The organism is Pseudohalocynthiibacter sp. F2068 (genome assembly GCF_023015645.1).
Lineage (GTDB): Bacteria > Pseudomonadota > Alphaproteobacteria > Rhodobacterales > Rhodobacteraceae > Pseudohalocynthiibacter > Pseudohalocynthiibacter aestuariivivens.
Window position 1 is genome coordinate 42,410 of record NZ_JALKAK010000010.1, and the last position, 16,634, is coordinate 59,043.

The following is a 16,634-nucleotide window of genomic DNA, read 5'->3' on the forward strand; positions in this document are numbered from 1 at the left end:
CTATCAAACCACCTGCCATTCAGAGTTTTGATAGAGGAACTACATTCTCTTTCGCGTCCTGCTCAATTTCTTCAAAGTCGAAATTATCCAACCGTGCCGCGCGTTTGCCTGCACGCTCTGCCGCAGTATTGATTCCTTCAAGGTCTGCGCGAGCCTGTCCAAAATGGGTGTTCAGCTTGTCCACACGCTCAACCACAATTTCCACATCGCGGTGCAACTGATGCAGTGTCTTGCGGATGGCCCCCGCCTGTTCACGCATCCGCGCGTCTTTCAGAATGGCGCGCATGGTGTGCAGCGTTGCCATGCAGGTGGTTGGTGACACGATCCAGACACGCGCGGCAAACCCTTCGCGTACAAGTTCCGGAAAATTCGCATGCAGTTCAGCGTAAACCGCCTCGGACGGCAGAAACATCAGGGCACCGTCCGCGGTTTCCCCTTCCAGAATATACTTCTCGGAGATCGCCTTGATATGCGCCTTAACTGAAACGCGAAGAAATTTCGCTGCCTCATTCAACTCCCAATCGGTCTTGGCGTTCCGAAGCGCCTCGTAAGCCTCAAGCGGGAACTTGCTATCAACAACAATGGGCCCCGGCGGGTTTGGCAAATGGATCAGACAATCGGCACGTTTGCCGTTCGAAAGCGTCGCCTGCATTGAATAGCTGTCTTTAGGCAGCGCCTTTGAAACAATGTCATTCAGCTGAATCTCACCAAATGCCCCACGCGTCTGCTTGTTTGACAGAATATCCTGCAGGCTCAACACGTCGCCCGACAGTTTTTCAATGTTAGCTTGCGCCTTGTCGATGGTCATCAGGCGCTGCTGCAATTCGCCAAGCGACTGTGCTGTTCGGCGCGACGTCCCCTGAAGGTTCTCGTTCATGGACGAAGTCACCGCCTGAAGTCGCTGTTCCATCAGTTGCAGCATATTGGCCTGCGAGGCTGCCTGCGCCTCTGACACATGGGTCAAACCCCCTGCAAGCTGCTGCTGCCCGTCAGAAAGCAATTGAACACGTTGTCCCAAAGCGCCCATCTGTTGCGCGAGAGGCTCTGCAAGCCGTACGGACCGGCCAGAAGCGCGCACCGCCATGATCAACAGAATAAAAAAAGCCAGCAATACCCCCCCGACGATCAGCACCAGCGGGTCGTTCCAAGTATAGTTCTGGCCTGCAAGCTCTATCATGTGCGTCCGAACAGCCGTTCAATATCGGCCAGTTTGAGTTCTACATAGGTTGGGCGACCGTGGTTGCATTGTCCGGAATGTGGCGTCGCCTCCATTTCGCGTAGCAACGCATTCATTTCTTCCGCGCGCATGACCCGACCAGACCGGATCGAACCATGACAGGCCACCCGGCTCAGGATCGCCTCAATCCGGGCCTTAACGGTTTGACTATCGCCAAGGTCCGCCAGTTCATCGAGAATATCCATGATCATACCGCGCGCGTTCACGGCACCCAGAATAGCCGGGGTTTCACGAACGGCGATTGCGTTGCCACCGAATGGTTCAATCACCAGCCCAAGGCGGGCAAGATCATCTGCCATCCCCAACAGCAAGGCACTGTCGCCCTCTGACAGATCTACAATTTCCGGTATCAGTAATGCCTGCGCAGCAACGCCGTTCTCTGCCATCTGGCGTTTCAGCTTTTCATAAACCAGACGTTCATGCGCTGCATGCTGATCAACAATAACCATGCCATCTGCGGTTTGCGCGATGATGTAGTTTTCATGCACCTGCGCACGCGCCGCACCCAAAGGAAGCTCTGTGGCATGTTCATCTGTTTTTGGTGTGGGGTCTTCAAAGCGAGCAGAGGGAACAGACGCCTCTGCAAACCCCGGCGTATTAAAAGCAGGGGACTGCGCGGCATAGCTTGCCTGTGTCGCTCCATAACTTGGCCGGTCCATCTGGTAGACCCGACCACCCGGTGTTTCCGGCCGCATTGCGCCTAACGTTGCCCCGGCAACAGTGGATGATGCCCTGTGCCCCGCCTCTGCCAGCGCATGCCTAAGAGCAGAAACGATCAGCCCACGCGCAACACCCGGTTCGCGAAACCGTACCTGTGATTTCGCCGGGTGCACATTCACGTCAACACGGTTTGGTTCGACCTCTAGAAATAGCGCTGCTGCCGGATGCCTGTCACGTGACAGAAAGTCAAAATAGGCGCCCCGCAGCGCCCCGACAAGCAGCTTGTCGTTCACAGGTCGCCCATTCACAAACAGGTATTGCGCGATCGAAGACCCACGCGAATATGTGGGAAGGGCGGCGTATCCTGTCAGGAAAATCCCCTCACGCTCCGCTTCGATCTTCAGCGCGTTATCCGCAAACTCTGAACCGAGAATCCGGCGCAAACGGCCATGCAGCGCGTCAAACAAATCGCCGCTTTCGGCGTCTGCACGAAATGTTTCGCGCCCTTCCCCGCCGCCAGAAACATCGCGCAGACTGAAACCTATGAAAGGTTCCGCCATTGCAAGCCGCTTCACTACATCGGTGATCGCCTGCGCTTCGGCCCTATCCGTGCGCATGAATTTAAGCCGCGCCGGTGTGGCATAGAACAGATCACGCAATTCCACAACTGTGCCGGGTTTTGCCGCAGCTGGTTTAACGGCGTCCATTCTACCACCCGCAACGGAAAGCGTGGCACCTTCACCTTCGGCAGTGCGCGACGTTAGTGAAAGCCGCCCGACCGCGCCCAGTGATGCGAGCGCCTCTCCGCGAAACCCGAATGTATGGATGTTTAACAGATCAGACCCGTCAATCTTTGACGTCGCATGCCGCGCCAGTGCCATTGGCAGTTCCTCAGCGCACATCCCGCAACCGTCGTCACGAACGCGGATCAGTGTTTTACCACCATCACCATAGGCTATATCAATCCGCTGTGCGCCTGCGTCGATCGCATTCTCAACCAGTTCTTTCACGGCAGAGGCGGGCCGTTCCACCACTTCGCCTGCCGCAATCCGGTTGATTGCAGCCTCATCAAGTTGGCGTATCACGGGTCGATTTTCGCTTATTTGGTGTGTCTCTACGGGCATACCACTACAAATAGCATGTCCTGCGCCGATTCGACCACTCCCGAAGTGATCTGAACGCAGCTATGGGAAAATTCTTTACTGTATTCAAACGACCGTTGTCCCACGAATTGGCGAGCCTGATTGACGAGGCTACGCGAACTCTTATAGTCGGCCGCAAATTGCCGGATTTCCCGGTTCGGAAAACCCATGCCAACCAATCGTCCTTTGTGGCTAATCGCAGCCCCGGTGATCTTTTTGTGTCTATGGTCAGGCGGCTATTCGGTTGCAAAGATCGGGCTGCTCTATTCTGAGCCGATGACTTTACTGGCGCTTCGCTATGCCTGCGTTGTTGCAATCATGGCAGTTCTTTTTGCAATCATCCGTCCACCGTTACCAAAGAAGCGGGCAGACTGGGGCCATCTGGCTGTTGTTGGGGTGATGATTCAAACCGTCTATTTCGGGATGTCCTATATCGCATTACTCTATGGTGTCGCAGCAGGAACACTCGCCTTGCTGATGTCACTGCAGCCCATTCTTGTTGCCGTGATTGCCCCAGGATGGACCGGCGAAGGTATTGGCTGGAAACGCTGGGGTGGGCTTGCACTGGGCCTGGCGGGTACGGCAATTGTTATAATCGCGCGCTCTGAAATCGAGTCTCCACCGGCACTTGGTATTGTTTTCGCGGTGTTGGGATTGATGGGCATGACCTTTGCAACGCTCTGGGAAAAGCGCTTTGGTTTGACCCACCATCCAATCACTTCGAACCTTATTGGTTACACAGCGGGCTTGCTTGGCATTCTGCCTTTTATGTTCGCGCTGGAAACGCAGCAGATCAGCTGGACACCGGGATTTTTCGGTGCGCTCGCTTATCTGGTAATCGGCAACTCTCTCATTTCCGTGGGCTTACTTCTTGCAATGATCCGCGCGGGCGAGGTGAGCAAAGTCTCAGCTCTGTTCTTTTTGGTGCCTCCGGTGGCCGCACTCATCGCCTGGGCATTGCTGGGCGAGGTGATGCCACCCCTTGCATGGGTGGGCATGGCTGCCGCCGCGACAGGTGTGTTGATTGCAACGCGGGCGCGCTAATGCACGCCACCCCGCCAAAGTCATTAATTTGATGCGTCTACATCAACTGGCTGACCGACAATCACAAAATGGAGCGCGTCAGGGTCGAGCAATCGTGCTGCCACCCGGGCGACATCGTCGGCTGTGACAGCTTCCACTTTTTCATTCCGGGTTTTGATGTAGTCGATCCCAAGACCCTGTATTTGCATCCCGACAAGAATGTCGGCAATCGGCCCGTTGCCATCAAAACGCAACGGATAAGCCCCCGTCAGATAGGTGATCGCGTCACGAAGTTCTTTTTCGCCAACACCAAGATCAGCCATCTTTTCCCATTCAGAACGGATCACTTTAATGGTTTCAGCCATCCGTTCGTTGGCAGAGGCAACCCGCCCCATGTAAAGTTCGGTATAATCCATCGGAACGAGATACGTGTTGATACCGTAGGTCAGCCCACGTTTTTCCCTTACCTCGGTCGTCAGCCGCGAAGAAAACCCGCCGCCACCAAGGATTTGGTTCATTACGTAGGCCGCAAAAAAATCCGGATCATCCCGTTTAATACCGACGTGGCCAAAAACCGCGACAGATTGTGGAGTGTCAAATGGAACAACTGTCAGCCCACCAGCCAGTAAAAACTCGGCGCGCTCTGGAAACGGGGCCCCTTCTTCGGGCAATTCACCCAGCAGATCGTCAAGCAAGACGCCCAATTCTTCCGGAGTGATATCTCCGACCGCACCAACAAACAAACGGTCCCGCGTCATGGTACGTGCCTGCGCCTCCAAAATATCAGCGCGTGTCAATGCGGTGACGCTTTCCAGTGTTCCGCTAAGATCGCTTCCATAAGGATGGTCGCCAAACGCGGTCAGATCAAACGCGGCACTGGCAATGCTATTTGGGTCCTGCGCGTCAGAACGAATGCCCGATATCACCTGTCGGCGAACCCGCTCTACCGAGGCGTCATCAAAGCGTGGCACCATCAAAGCAGCACGCAAAAGCGCCATAGAGTCGTCTCGGTTCTCGGTCAAAAACCGAGCGGAAACGGAGATTGAGTCGTTGAAGGTTCCAAAACTGAAATCCGCTGCCAGCGCTTCACGCGCGGCTGCGAATTCACGCGCGTCCATATCACCCGCGCCTTCTTCGACCAGCGCCATCATAAGGTTGGTTGCGCCACGCTTTCCAGGCGCATCAAGGCTCGCCCCTCCTTGAAACCTTATTTCCAGCGCTGCAAAGGGGATCGAATGCTCTTCGACCAGCCAGGCCTTAATTCCGCCCGGTGACGTAACTTCAGTTATTTCAACAGCAGCGCGCGCGCCAAATGCCAGAGCAAACCACCAAACGATAATCAAAGTGAGACGGATCATTGGGTTGTCTCCTCAGTGGCGGTGGGACGACTCAGCAATCCTGTAACGGCGCGCTGACGATCAAAAACCATACGGGCAGCTACCATGACATCCTCTTCTGTTACGGATTGAAGAATATCGGGCCAGGCTTGCACGTCTTCGATTGTCAAACCCGAGGTCAAAGCCTGACCATAGCGTCTTGCCAGCGAGCTGACATCGTCGTCACCGTAAATCTGTGCGGCGCGTAATTGCATTTTTATGCGCTCAAGCTGGGCACTATCGACACCTTCCACCATGAATTCGGCAACCGCAGCATCCAACGCAGTTTCGGCGTCGATCAAACTCAGACCTTCGTTTGGAACCACCACCAGACCAAAGGTTGTGTCGTCTAGTGACGTTCCGCTGTAAAATGCAGATGTGTAAATTGCCTTTTGCGTATCGAACTGCAGTTTTTTCGCAAGAACGGATGTTGTCGAGCTTCCACCCAAAAGCTCAGCCAGCATTTCCAGCGCTGCGGCCTCTGTTTGGTCCCCGCTGTCGCGCTCTGGCGCCAGATAGGTTCTCATCACATAGGGTTGCCCGATCCGCGCGTCTTCAAGCGCTATACGTCTTTCCGCAAGCTGTGGTGGCTCTTGTGGGCGCAGTCGATTTGGCAGGTTTTCTGTCGGGGCGAGCGGGCTATAATATTTTTCTGCCAGCACCCGAACCTCGTCAGGCGTCACATCACCGGCAACAATCAGGATTGCATTGTTAGGCGCGTAATATGTCTGATAAAACTCAAGCGCGTCATCCAGCGAAAGCTGTTCCATCTCGTGCCGCCAGCCGATGATTGGCACCGCGTAAGGATGGTTGAGATATTGCGCAGCCCGTCTTTGTTCTGAAAACAACGCGCCCGGGTCGCTGTCAGTGCGCTGGCTGCGTTCCTCAAGTATCACATCGCGTTCAGTTAAAACGTCAGCCTCTGACAAGCGCAAATTGCGCATCCGGTCAGATTCCATAGTCATCATCAATTCCAGCCGGTCCGACGCAACGCGTTGATAGTAAGCCGTATAATCCCAGCTGGTAAACGCGTTGTCAGACCCGCCATTTGCCGAAACCACTTCGGAAAACTCGCCCGACGCTATTGTATCGGTGCCTTTAAACAGTAAATGTTCCAGAAAATGCGCGATACCCGAGCGTCCGGCCGGTTCATCTGCGGCGCCAACCCGATACCAGACCATGTGAACGACAACCGGTGCGCGGTGATCTTCCAGCACCACAACTTCCATACCGTTATCAAGCTTGAAATTTGAAACAACCTCAGCTGTGGTGGGTGCTGCGGTCCAGACAAGGGTTGCGATGATCAGGCCAATACGGTGCAGCATATACAATCCTTTAAGATATAGCCGCACTGGCGGCGTGACCTACAGGTGCACAACCATCGCGCTGTCCGCAAGCCCATCCAACGAGGTTGTGATAGCGCCTTAGGTTGTTATCACTCAGGCAATGGCGGGGCAGAGGGTGTTCGTACACCCAAATTGCGAAACCGCTCCAGTTCTTCAAATTCATCCAGAGTCTGTTCTTTGTAGGTTCGGTAATAAAGATTTGCACCGAAAATACGTCGCAAAAACTGCTCTCGGTTGCCACGACGTACGTTCTCGTCGTCAGCAGCAAGCGCTGTGCGAATATCAGAGGCTACTCCATAACGGGTCGTATGGCTGACGAGTGCTACGTCACCCTCAACAACGCCCGTGCGCTGAAGCTGCTCTGGTCGCCCACCAAGCGCTGCGACAGCATCGGCCTTTGGCGTCGGGTCCGTCAGGTTCGTACCACCCGGCGTGGGGGGTGGCAGTGCTTCGGAAAATTCAGGTGCCTGCAGTGGTTTCGTCGGAAGAATTGCAAATTCGTCCGGGCCACTTCCGCTATTGCGAAAGGTCATCAGCTGTGGCGTCTTGCGGTTCTTACCGCACGCCGACAAGGCAAGGACCGCCACCATGACGATAACAATCCCGCTATAAGCTCTTCGCATCCGACACTCCTTAACTCTTCTTCGCTTTTTAGCGCATGTTTCAGGGCGCGTCACGGGGCTTCTTTTCCCCCGTAAATATCACCAACCCCAAAGCACCAGCAAAGATTGCTATGTCAGCTACATTAAATGCGTATGGGTTTTCAATCCCACAACACGACATGTTCAGAAAATCCGCGACCGCCCCATACAGTAACCTGTCCAAAACATTGCCGAGCGCACCGCCAACCAGTATTCCGGCGGACAGGTAGGCAATTTGGGTCTTCCCCTCTTTATACACCCACACCAGGACCCAGGTCGAAATACCTATCGCCAAGGCAATCAGAAACCAACGCGACACATCCAGAATGCCAAAGTTGATTCCTTCATTCCACGCCATCCTGAAATTAAGATATGGGGGGATAACGTCAATTTCCCCCAGACGCTTCAGGTCCAGCAAATGAACGACAAGGTACTTTGATATCTGATCAGCTAGAAAGGTCGCGAAACCAGCCCAAAATACCCACCGCATCTGCAATTCCTTTTTAGTGGCGAAAGTGGCGCATGCCGGTAAAGACCATCGCGAGACCTGCATCATCAGCAGCCTTGATCACGGCCTTGTCACCCATTGATCCGCCGGGATGGATAACCGCTGTTGCACCCGCTTCGGCGGCTGCAAGCAACCCGTCAGGAAATGGAAAAAACGCATCAGACGCCACAACAGACCCTTGTGCAAGTGGGGCGGCAAGACCAAGCGCATCAGCCATGTCCTGCGATTTACGTGCAGCAATACGCGAACTGTCAACGCGACTCATCTGGCCCGCACCGACGCCCACGGTTGCCCCATCTTTCACATAAACAATCGCGTTTGATTTAACATGTTTCGCGACCTTCCACGCAAACAACAGATCGGCAAGCTCTGCATCTGTTGGCGAGCGCTTGGTGACAAGCTTCAAATTGTTCTCCGAGATATGCCCGTTGTCCTTGTCCTGAACGAGCAAACCACCCGAAACCTGACGATACGACAGCAAAGCCGCCGTCACATCCGGCAAACCAGCCGTTGTCAGCAAGCGAAGGTTCTTCTTTTTTCTAAAGATTTCCATAGCATCGGCATCAGCGCCCGGCGCGATGACAACTTCGGTAAAGATTTTGGAAATCTCTTCTGCGGTCGCCCCGTCAAGGGGCTGGTTCAGCGCGATGATCCCTCCAAAGGCACTGGTCCGATCACAGTCAAACGCGCGCTTGTAAGCCTCAACCATGGTTGCGCCAAGCGCGACGCCACAAGGGTTTGCATGTTTTATAATGGCACAGGCCGGGCCATAATTTGGGTCTAATTCTGCAACCAGCTCAAAAGCTGCGTCTGTATCGTTGATGTTGTTGTATGAAAGTTCCTTACCCTGATGCTGCACAGCCGTCGCGACACCGGGCCGGTCGCTGCCATCCAGATAGAACGCCGCTGACTGATGCGGGTTTTCTCCATACCGCAGAGTCTGCGCAAGCGTTCCGGCAAAGGCCCGACGTCGTGGGGTTTCAACACCAATGGCCGATGCCATCCAAGTTGAAACAGCAGCATCGTAAGCCGCTGTACGTGCGTAAGCGGTTTGCGCGAGCTTCTTGCGAAATTTGGGGCACGTCGCCCCACTGTGCTGGTCCATATCGCCCAGCAGCTTTTCGTAATCTTCCACGTCGACAACCACGCTGACAAAGGCATGGTTTTTCGCCGCGGCCCTGATCATCGCCGGACCACCGATATCGATATTCTCGATACAGGTGTCATAATCCGCGCCCTTCGCAACCGTTTCTTCAAACGGATAAAGGTTCACGACCAGCAGATCGATCGGTGCAATGTCATGGGTTTCCATCGCTGCAAGGTGATCGGCATTGTCGCGCAACGCGAGCAACCCGCCATGCACATTTGGGTGCAACGTCTTCACCCGCCCGTCCATCATTTCCGGAAAGCCAGTCACATCCGCGACATCGGTTACCGTCAACCCTGCATCGCGCAGCGCCTTGGCAGACCCCCCCGTCGACAACAACTCTACCCCACGCGCGGCCAGCGCCTGCCCTAGATCTGTCAGCCCTGTCTTGTCAGAAACAGAAATCAAGGCACGGCGGATGGGTGTGTTGGCAGGGGCGTTGTTGGTCATCAGATCATTCCAATTTGGCGTTTGCTACAGCGTTGGGATGTCATCCTGCTCAAGATCGCGAATGCCCGAAGGGGTGTCCTGCGCCTTGGCCAGAGTCCATCCAACGCGCACCGCATACTCCATGGCGCGTCCAGATAGAACGATTTGTTTCGTCGCACGTGGCTTTAATCGATTTTTTTCAAGGTAAACGCTCGGCTCGAGCATCATTTTTGAAAATCCATCATGGCGGAAAACCCAAATTTCACCGCTTTTCAAAACCAGAGAGACTGCAGAGCCCCCTAAATCCAGCGCTGCATCCACATCCGGGTGCAGATGAAACCGCACACTGAAGTCGATTCCCTGCAATTTCGCCCGGTTCATCATTCGGTCAAACTGCTTTTTGCTCTTGTCACCCAACACGGCCAGCGTATCGCCCCCGCTGAGCGAGCGGCCATCAATGCTGAGCACGAGTTCACGCGCATGTGTCAGGCCATGTGTGCTGACATACCCGCTGTGACTGCCGTGGAACGAAATGCCGTCCGCACCTGCGGCCTGTTGAACGCTTATTTTCTTTGGAACATCCGTCAGCAATTCCCGTCTATGTCCGCCAATGAACCGGCTGGGACCCAAACGTGCCGACGAGAACCCGTCGATTCCCAGCGTTGAATGTGAGGGCGTTGCGCGCCCGGCGCGCCGCCAGCTTTCCCCAAATGAAATGCCAGAGCCGCAGTTTACGATCATCGGCCGCCGACCGGAGGTCAGTTCAAACGCAAGTGTTGAGGCATGACCGTTATAGGATGCCCGTCCGGCCGGTGGCGCACTAGCATCTATAATAATGCTGGTACGCCCTGTGCTTAGCCTGGCGTATCCCATCGACAAGCCGGTGTTTGCGCCAGCCCGAACGCCTGATGCTGCCAGGGCATGGTCCAACCGTCCCACCAACCCACGCCCGCCACCGTGAAACCGCGCCAAGCCACCGTCACTGTGGCGCAAAGCACGAAGCGTCGGGGCTATTCGTTCAATAGCGGAAATATGTTCCTTCGCGGCTATTCGCCCTGCCCCGGCGAGCGCCGATGCCGCCCACGTTAGCAGGGTAAAGACCTCAAGAAGCTCTTCCGGGTTTCGGGTTGGGATACCGCCCTCGTCATCAATCTTTGCTGCGCATTCCCGGGCGAGCGCCTGCATGGCCGTATTTACAAAGCGTTCCATTCCGGTCAGGGCAAGACCTGCGTAAATCAACCCAGTCAGCGCCTCGAACCGTGGCAACCCGCTGCTCGCCGCCTGCCAGCGACGACTAAGAAAGATCGTTTGCTGCGCAAGTGACCGGAAGTAGGCGATAGACATTTCTCTGTCCTGCCCATTCAGCAAAAACAAAGCGTGATTTATCCAACGGATCAAACGACGACCGGTCAGATCCGGCGTCCAGCCCGGGCCATGCCCACCGCCGTAACGCGCGATCCATTCGCTAAGCCATGTTTGCGCACGCTGACGCGCAGGGCCATCTGCGACTGAAGCCAGATCATCCAGCCAGCCAAACCCCTGAAGCTCTTCTTCAAAGCTCGAATCAGGCATCGGCAAATCCCAGATTCCCGTTTCCGGCGCTTCGACCAGATACCCGGCAAACAGGAAATTGCCCGCCGTCAATTGGCGACCCTTAGCGAATGTTCCAATGGTGCGTGGCTCTGGCTGCGAGACAAAACCTGTTGCGGGGCGCGCCAACGCACTGCGTCGCGCCTGAATGCGGTTCATTGTCCGCGTCAATTTAGCGGACCAGCTTTCTGATTTGGACACGGCCTGCCTCGCCTCACCCTGTGACTGCTATATGCGCCGAATACGCATAGAATTTGCATGCATTCTGCATTGCGTTTTGCCGCATGATACGCCCCACAGGCAATGCTGTCACCGACGAATTGCGTGAAAGGCTAATCCTTGCGCAAAACAGCCATGTAGAAACCGTCCATTCCGCCGCGTTCTGCCCAAAAATCCGGGCGCAGCCTGAGCCCGCCTTCGGATGTGATCCAATCGGGCTCTATGCCATCTAGCGCTGGCCTTTCAATATGCAGATCAGGATGGTGTTTCAACGCATCTTCCACCTGAATTTCGCCCTCGTCAAAAAGTAGACTGCATGTGCAAAATACCATCCGACCGCCGGGCTTTAGCAAGCTTAGGGCATGATCAATCATGCGCTCCTGAAGCTTAAAAAGTTGCGGAAAATCAGAACCATCTTTGGCATAGGGCAAATCCGGATGCCGTCTGATCGTACCCGTTGCTGTGCAAGGTGCATCCAAGAGTATCGCATCATAGGGCCCACCGTCCCATGTCAGTGCATCTCCAATTTCCAGCCGTGCATCAAGCTGCGTGCGTTTCAGGTTTTCCTCAACCCTCGCCATTCGCGCTTTTGACAAATCCAGCGCTGTTACATCTGCCCCTGTCGCTGCGATCTGCATGGTCTTCCCACCCGGTGCAGCGCACAAATCAAGCACCGCTTCACCTTTTTGTGGGGCCAGCAATTTCACCGGCAGTGCCGCCGCCGCGTCCTGCACCCACCAATCCCCTGTCTCGAAACCCGGCAGAGCGGTCACCTGCCCGGCATCCTGCAATCGCACACTGCCGGTCGGTAGAACCTCTCCGCCCAGTTTCCTTGCCAATGCCTCTGATTCCGCGCCTTTCGGAGTCAGATCAAGCGGCGCCCCAGCAGTATGCGCCGCCTCCACCGCGACAACAGCAGGTTTTCCATAGTCAGCAATCAACGGTTTCCGCAGCCATTTGGGCAATTGCGGCGCCGCGAGACCCGGCCAAAGCGCCGGACCCTGATCAGCCACTTTGCGCAATGTTGCGTTGACCAGTCCTGAAAAGCTTTCGGTCTTTGGGCCTTTGCGCGTGATATTTACAGCCGAGTTGACAACACCATGCGCAGCTTCGCCTTCAACGCAGATCTCCATTACGGCAAGACGCAGAACGTTCATAACCCAGAGCGGCGGCATTTTTCGCAAGTACCTGCCAAGCAAACGGTCGGCCCGTGCCATCCAGCGCAAGGTCTGCAACGCAAGGCGCATCGCGCGGGCCGCCTCGGCAGGATCTAGCCGCGCAAGTGGGCCTTTTCCGCCAGTCAGTTCTGACAACAAGCGCCCGTCTTTCATTACAGCATCCATTAGCTGAACCGCCGCGAGTCGTGGTGCCACACCTTGCTGAGACATCATGCGCCTTTCTGAATGCTTGTTTCTTCAGCCACCCGGCGTATATCAAGGACTGGCCTACCACAAGGAGCGCCTGATGAAAGACACGCCCGAAAAAGACCTGCCCCCTGCAGCCCGGCGCGCCCTTGCCGAAGCCGAGGAGCGTCGCAAAAAAGCAGCGAAGACCAAACTTCCCAGGGAACTTGGCGGGCGCGATGGCCCGGAACCAGTTCGCTATGGTGATTGGGAGAAAAAGGGAATCGCCGTCGATTTCTGATCCGAGTCAGGCTGCCATCACGAAAGCCCTAGTACATCCATCATATCGTATTCGCCGGGTTTATGACCCTGCCCCCAAAGCGCAGCTTTCAGCGCACCCCGGGCAAATATGCCCCGGTCAGTTGCCATATGGCGCAGCACGATACGTTCGCCCTGCCCTGCAAACATGACATCGTGCTCCCCAACGATATCGCCACCCCGGATCGCGGAAAAACCAATGTCACCGCGCTTGCGTGCACCAGTGATTCCGTCACGACCACTGTCGCTCACGTCTGCCAAATGTACGCCGCGTCCTTCGGCAGCCGCCTCGCCCAGCATAAGCGCAGTTCCGGATGGTGCGTCGACCTTATGGTGGTGGTGCGCCTCTATCACCTCAATGTCAAAATCTTCGTCCAGCGCTGCGGCGACCTTTTTTGTCAACTGAACCAGAAGGTTAACCCCAAGGCTCATGTTTCCGGCCCGCACCACAATAGCGTGTCGTGCGGCAAGCCTGATCTTTTCCAGATGCGTTTCTTCCAGACCGGTTGTGCCAATCACATGAACGGCCCGGGCCTGCGCTGCCAATGCGGCAAATTCCACAGTTGCATCAGGCGTTGTAAAATCGATGACAGCCTGTGCCTTGGCAAAAGCATCGAGCGGATCATCGGTTACGGCGACCCCCAAGGCAGTTCCCCCCATCGCGACACCGAGGTCCTGACCGATCCAATCGTGACCTGTCCGTTCGACCGCGCCAACCAGCTTTGCGCCCTTGCTTTCCACAACCGTGCGGATCAACATTTGCCCCATGCGGCCCGAGGCCCCAGTGATCACAATTCCCGGCAGATCAGACATGTCACAACTCCTTCATTCGCTTAGGCAGGGCATAGCCTGTTGGCCCCGCCTTGCAAAGCCTCGCTTGCGAAGCACTGTGAACACGATTAGATGAGCGGCATGGCAAAGAACTCACATCTCAGCGCACGCGGCCCTTCGCAACGTCAACTTCGTGTTGGCGAACTTATTCGGCGGACTCTGTCCGAAATTTTGATCCGGGGCGAAATCCACGACCCTGATCTGAACCGCATGTCAATCACCGTCAGCGAAGTGCGCGCAACGCCCGATCTGCGCGTCGCCACAGCTTTTGTTCTGCCGCTTGGTGGGCAGGGTAAGGAAGAGGCACTCGATGCGCTACGCCGCAACCGATATGAGGTTCGCCGCGCTGTGACTAAGGCACTCACGCTCAAGGTCTCGCCTGAAATCCGTTTTGTGATCGATGAAACCTTTGACCGGATGGACGAAACGCGCCGCTTGCTCAATCAGGAAACCGTACGCCGGGATGTTGAAAAGCCCAGCGAGGATGAAGGCAGCGCCGAAGAATGAAGCTTTGGGCCAAAGCTCTGATCGCAGCTCTTGGCCTTCTGGCCTCTCCCGCTTATTCGGGGTGCAAGGCCGTCACCCATCTCAACATTCCATTTACGATCTGCGAAGTCGGTGTTGATGATGATCTGCGTCTTTGGCACAGTGATTCCGAAGGCACGCTTTACGGAAGCTTTGGGGCAATCGACAGTGCGCTTGGAGAGGATGAGACCCTCAGCTTTGCCATGAACGCTGGCATGTATCATCAAGACCGCAGCCCTGTTGGCCTATTCATTGAAAACTATGCTGAGCGGAGTGAAATCGCCTCGGGCGGGGGATATGGCAACTTTGGGCTGACCCCAAATGGCGTGTTCTGTTTTGGTGACGGGACAATGCAGGTGATTGAAACCGGCGCCTACCGCAATGCCGATCTGAACTGTCGTTATGCAACCCAGTCCGGCCCGATGCTGGTGATTGACGGAAACCTGCACCCGCGGCTGCTGCCGGACTCTGATTCTCGCTATATCCGCAACGGTGTCGGCACCAGTGCCGATGGCAAACGCGCCATTTTTGCAATCTCGGATCGCCCCGTGAATTTTCATAATTTCGCAACGCTGTTCCGTGACGCGCTTGGCCTTTCAAACGCGCTTTACTTTGACGGTTCCGTTTCGCGGTTGCTTGCTGCCGACCTTGATCGTTGGGACATTGGCCTGCCGCTTGGGGTGATTGTTGGCGTTGTTGTTTCTGCCAACCGTTGACGCATGGGCGTCTTGGCGTTAGCACGCACCCCTTGAATTGAATGGAAAGGTCACCTGATGGGACGCAGACGCAAAGGACGGAATATCTCCGGCTGGATCGTAATCGATAAACCTGCGGGCATCAGTTCCAACGCTGTCGTCAACAAGCTCCGCTGGGCGATGGATGCACAAAAGGCAGGGCACGCAGGTACGCTTGACCCCGAGGCGACTGGTGTTCTGGCCGTTGCCCTTGGTGAGGCCACCAAAACTGTCCCCTACGTCACGGACGCGCTAAAGGCGTATCGGTTCACCGTGCGGTTTGGGCAGGCGACAAACACAGATGATACCGAAGGCGAGGTTATCGCGACTTCTGATATTCGCCCGACCGATGAAGAAATTGTCGCGGCTCTACCTCAATTCACCGGTGACATCATGCAGGTCCCGCCCAAGTTTTCTGCTGTGAAAATCGACGGGGAGCGTGCCTATAAACTTGCCCGCGATGATGAAGATTTTGAAATTGCCGCCCGACCGCTCTGGGTTGAAGAACTGGTAATGGTGGAGCGTCCGGACGCAGACCATGTGGTGCTGGATATGACCTGCGGAAAAGGTGGCTATGTTCGTTCCATCGCCCGTGATCTGGGGGTGGTACTAGGTTGCCTTGGCCATGTTCAGGAATTGCGCCGTATCTGGTCTGGCCCCTTTGACGCCGAGGATGGTATTTCGATGGAGCTGGTTGAGAAGCTCGCTAAGACCGGAGAGCTTGACGCCTATCTTCGTCCGCTTGAAATGGGCTTGGAAGACCTGCCTGAACTCAGGTGTACTGCGGAAAGCGCCGCCCGCCTTCGAAACGGCAACCCTGGTATGGTCCTGACATCGGACGTTGAATACGGCGACGAGGCCTGGGCATCTCTGGATGGAAAAGCGGTTGCCGTGGGACTCTACAAAGCTGGCGAATTGCACCCTTCGCGCGTGTTTAATCTTTAGGGTGCTTCAGTTTAAACTCTTCAAACAGTTTAAAAACAGCATCAAAAAAACTTAGAAATGTTACAAGAACAGGCAGATGATCACCCGAACGCACCAAAAAGGCGATGCCCCCTCGACAGCGGTCTATTCAGATTGCGAACGATACCGTTATTCGCTGACCCGTGTTTGGGACCCAAATGGGCAAAAGGCATTCTTTATCATGCTGAACCCATCGACAGCGACTGAAGTACAGAATGACCCAACTGTTGAGCGTTGTGAAAGGCGTGCACGTGCCTTGGGATTTGGAGCATTTCGCGTCGCCAATATTTTTGCCTGGCGCGACACTGACCCACGAAAAATGCGCGCTGCGACTGACCCGGTTGGACCGGAGAATGATGTTGCAATAACAGAGGGTTGCCAGTGGGCAGATCAAGTCATTTGCGCCTGGGGAACACACGGTGAGCATCTTGGGCGTGGGGCAAACGTCACCACGCTTGTGCGTGCGACCGGACGGCCGCTCTATCATCTTGGGCTTTCAAAAGCGGGTCATCCCAAACATCCGCTTTACATCGGATACTCGGTGCAGCCCGAGCTTTGGGACCTTGGTTAGAGAAAAGACTTTCAAAACCTGAAATCAAAGC

General features: G+C 55.4%; 16 protein-coding genes. 6 read left to right on the top strand and 10 right to left on the bottom strand.

The window, feature by feature from the left end:
• Nucleotides 1–19: 19 nt before the first annotated feature.
• Both rmuC and mutL read right to left on the bottom strand, forming a co-directional pair.
• Nucleotides 20–1,177: a DNA recombination protein RmuC gene (gene rmuC, locus MWU63_RS12525; protein WP_213890163.1), complete on the bottom strand. Its 1,158-nt coding sequence runs from the start codon at nucleotides 1,175–1,177 to the stop codon at nucleotides 20–22.
• Nucleotides 1,174–3,021 (bottom strand): DNA mismatch repair endonuclease MutL, encoded by a 1,848-nt coding sequence (mutL, locus tag MWU63_RS12530; RefSeq protein WP_213890164.1) that lies wholly within the window; start codon nucleotides 3,019–3,021, stop codon nucleotides 1,174–1,176. The genes rmuC and mutL overlap by 4 nt, the downstream gene beginning before the upstream one ends.
• 186 nt (nucleotides 3,022–3,207) lie before the next feature.
• Between mutL and MWU63_RS12535 the strand changes: the two genes are divergently transcribed.
• Nucleotides 3,208–4,083: a DMT family transporter gene (locus MWU63_RS12535; protein WP_213890165.1), complete on the top strand. Its 876-nt coding sequence runs from the start codon at nucleotides 3,208–3,210 to the stop codon at nucleotides 4,081–4,083.
• Between the two features lie 23 nt (nucleotides 4,084–4,106).
• Here MWU63_RS12535 and MWU63_RS12540 read toward each other — a convergent pair whose 3' ends face one another.
• The 7 genes from MWU63_RS12540 to MWU63_RS12570 form a co-directional block, all read right to left on the bottom strand.
• Nucleotides 4,107–5,420: a pitrilysin family protein gene (locus MWU63_RS12540; protein WP_213890166.1), complete on the bottom strand. Its 1,314-nt coding sequence runs from the start codon at nucleotides 5,418–5,420 to the stop codon at nucleotides 4,107–4,109.
• The gene (locus MWU63_RS12545; RefSeq protein ID WP_213890167.1) at nucleotides 5,417–6,763 is read right to left on the bottom strand and encodes a pitrilysin family protein; all 1,347 of its coding nucleotides are present in this window, start codon (nucleotides 6,761–6,763) and stop codon (nucleotides 5,417–5,419) included. The genes MWU63_RS12540 and MWU63_RS12545 overlap by 4 nt, the downstream gene beginning before the upstream one ends.
• 110 nt (nucleotides 6,764–6,873) lie before the next feature.
• Complete coding sequence (locus MWU63_RS12550; protein WP_213890168.1) at nucleotides 6,874–7,407, bottom strand: DUF3035 domain-containing protein; 534 nt, start codon at nucleotides 7,405–7,407, stop codon at nucleotides 6,874–6,876.
• Nucleotides 7,408–7,447: 40 nt separating this feature from the next.
• The gene (gene lspA / locus MWU63_RS12555) at nucleotides 7,448–7,915 is read right to left on the bottom strand and encodes a signal peptidase II (protein WP_213890169.1); all 468 of its coding nucleotides are present in this window, start codon (nucleotides 7,913–7,915) and stop codon (nucleotides 7,448–7,450) included.
• A 13-nt stretch (nucleotides 7,916–7,928) separates the two neighbouring features.
• Nucleotides 7,929–9,530: a bifunctional phosphoribosylaminoimidazolecarboxamide formyltransferase/IMP cyclohydrolase gene (gene purH / locus MWU63_RS12560; RefSeq protein WP_213890170.1), complete on the bottom strand. Its 1,602-nt coding sequence runs from the start codon at nucleotides 9,528–9,530 to the stop codon at nucleotides 7,929–7,931.
• A gap of 24 nt (nucleotides 9,531–9,554) precedes the next feature.
• Nucleotides 9,555–11,258, bottom strand: a complete 1,704-nt coding sequence (locus tag MWU63_RS12565; RefSeq protein ID WP_247078289.1) for a heparinase II/III family protein — start codon at nucleotides 11,256–11,258, stop codon at nucleotides 9,555–9,557.
• A 173-nt stretch (nucleotides 11,259–11,431) separates the two neighbouring features.
• Complete coding sequence (locus tag MWU63_RS12570) at nucleotides 11,432–12,706, bottom strand: transcription antitermination factor NusB (protein WP_213890302.1); 1,275 nt, start codon at nucleotides 12,704–12,706, stop codon at nucleotides 11,432–11,434.
• Between the two features lie 76 nt (nucleotides 12,707–12,782).
• Between MWU63_RS12570 and MWU63_RS12575 the strand changes: the two genes are divergently transcribed.
• Nucleotides 12,783–12,962, top strand: a complete 180-nt coding sequence (locus tag MWU63_RS12575; RefSeq protein WP_213890172.1) for a DUF1674 domain-containing protein — start codon at nucleotides 12,783–12,785, stop codon at nucleotides 12,960–12,962.
• Between the two features lie 17 nt (nucleotides 12,963–12,979).
• Here the strand turns inward: MWU63_RS12575 and dapB are convergent, their stop codons facing one another.
• Nucleotides 12,980–13,792, bottom strand: a complete 813-nt coding sequence (gene dapB / locus MWU63_RS12580; protein ID WP_213890173.1) for a 4-hydroxy-tetrahydrodipicolinate reductase — start codon at nucleotides 13,790–13,792, stop codon at nucleotides 12,980–12,982.
• Nucleotides 13,793–13,891: 99 nt separating this feature from the next.
• On the opposite strand from dapB, the gene rbfA reads away from it, so the two are divergent.
• From rbfA to MWU63_RS12600, 4 genes are all read left to right on the top strand, one after another.
• Entirely contained in the window at nucleotides 13,892–14,317 is a 426-nt protein-coding gene (gene rbfA / locus MWU63_RS12585; protein ID WP_213890174.1) for a 30S ribosome-binding factor RbfA, read from the top strand.
• Complete coding sequence (locus tag MWU63_RS12590; RefSeq protein ID WP_213890175.1) at nucleotides 14,314–15,051, top strand: phosphodiester glycosidase family protein; 738 nt, start codon at nucleotides 14,314–14,316, stop codon at nucleotides 15,049–15,051. The genes rbfA and MWU63_RS12590 overlap by 4 nt, the downstream gene beginning before the upstream one ends.
• Before the next feature lie 57 nt (nucleotides 15,052–15,108).
• A complete protein-coding gene (truB, locus tag MWU63_RS12595) occupies nucleotides 15,109–16,014 on the top strand; it encodes a tRNA pseudouridine(55) synthase TruB (protein ID WP_213890176.1) in 906 nt (301 codons plus the stop codon).
• A 76-nt stretch (nucleotides 16,015–16,090) separates the two neighbouring features.
• Entirely contained in the window at nucleotides 16,091–16,603 is a 513-nt protein-coding gene (locus tag MWU63_RS12600; protein ID WP_213890177.1) for a DUF1643 domain-containing protein, read from the top strand.
• The last annotated feature ends 31 nt before the right edge of the window (nucleotides 16,604–16,634 follow it).

Excerpts from the sequence above, each read along its gene's own strand:
- rmuC (WP_213890163.1), bottom strand. The coding sequence starts at position 1,177 with ATGATAGAGCTTGCAGGCCAGAACTATACTTGGAACGACCCGCTGGTG.
- mutL (WP_213890164.1), bottom strand. The coding sequence starts at position 3,021 with ATGCCCGTAGAGACACACCAAATAAGCGAAAATCGACCCGTGATACGC.
- MWU63_RS12535 (WP_213890165.1), top strand. The coding sequence starts at position 3,208 with ATGCCAACCAATCGTCCTTTGTGGCTAATCGCAGCCCCGGTGATCTTT.
- MWU63_RS12540 (WP_213890166.1), bottom strand. The coding sequence starts at position 5,420 with ATGATCCGTCTCACTTTGATTATCGTTTGGTGGTTTGCTCTGGCATTT.
- MWU63_RS12545 (WP_213890167.1), bottom strand. The coding sequence starts at position 6,763 with ATGCTGCACCGTATTGGCCTGATCATCGCAACCCTTGTCTGGACCGCA.
- MWU63_RS12550 (WP_213890168.1), bottom strand. The coding sequence starts at position 7,407 with ATGCGAAGAGCTTATAGCGGGATTGTTATCGTCATGGTGGCGGTCCTT.
- lspA (WP_213890169.1), bottom strand. The coding sequence starts at position 7,915 with ATGCGGTGGGTATTTTGGGCTGGTTTCGCGACCTTTCTAGCTGATCAG.
- purH (WP_213890170.1), bottom strand. The coding sequence starts at position 9,530 with ATGACCAACAACGCCCCTGCCAACACACCCATCCGCCGTGCCTTGATT.
- MWU63_RS12565 (WP_247078289.1), bottom strand. The coding sequence starts at position 11,258 with ATGAACCGCATTCAGGCGCGACGCAGTGCGTTGGCGCGCCCCGCAACA.
- MWU63_RS12570 (WP_213890302.1), bottom strand. The coding sequence starts at position 12,706 with ATGTCTCAGCAAGGTGTGGCACCACGACTCGCGGCGGTTCAGCTAATG.
- MWU63_RS12575 (WP_213890172.1), top strand. The coding sequence starts at position 12,783 with ATGAAAGACACGCCCGAAAAAGACCTGCCCCCTGCAGCCCGGCGCGCC.
- dapB (WP_213890173.1), bottom strand. The coding sequence starts at position 13,792 with ATGTCTGATCTGCCGGGAATTGTGATCACTGGGGCCTCGGGCCGCATG.
- rbfA (WP_213890174.1), top strand. The coding sequence starts at position 13,892 with ATGGCAAAGAACTCACATCTCAGCGCACGCGGCCCTTCGCAACGTCAA.
- MWU63_RS12590 (WP_213890175.1), top strand. The coding sequence starts at position 14,314 with ATGAAGCTTTGGGCCAAAGCTCTGATCGCAGCTCTTGGCCTTCTGGCC.
- truB (WP_213890176.1), top strand. The coding sequence starts at position 15,109 with ATGGGACGCAGACGCAAAGGACGGAATATCTCCGGCTGGATCGTAATC.
- MWU63_RS12600 (WP_213890177.1), top strand. The coding sequence starts at position 16,091 with ATGATCACCCGAACGCACCAAAAAGGCGATGCCCCCTCGACAGCGGTC.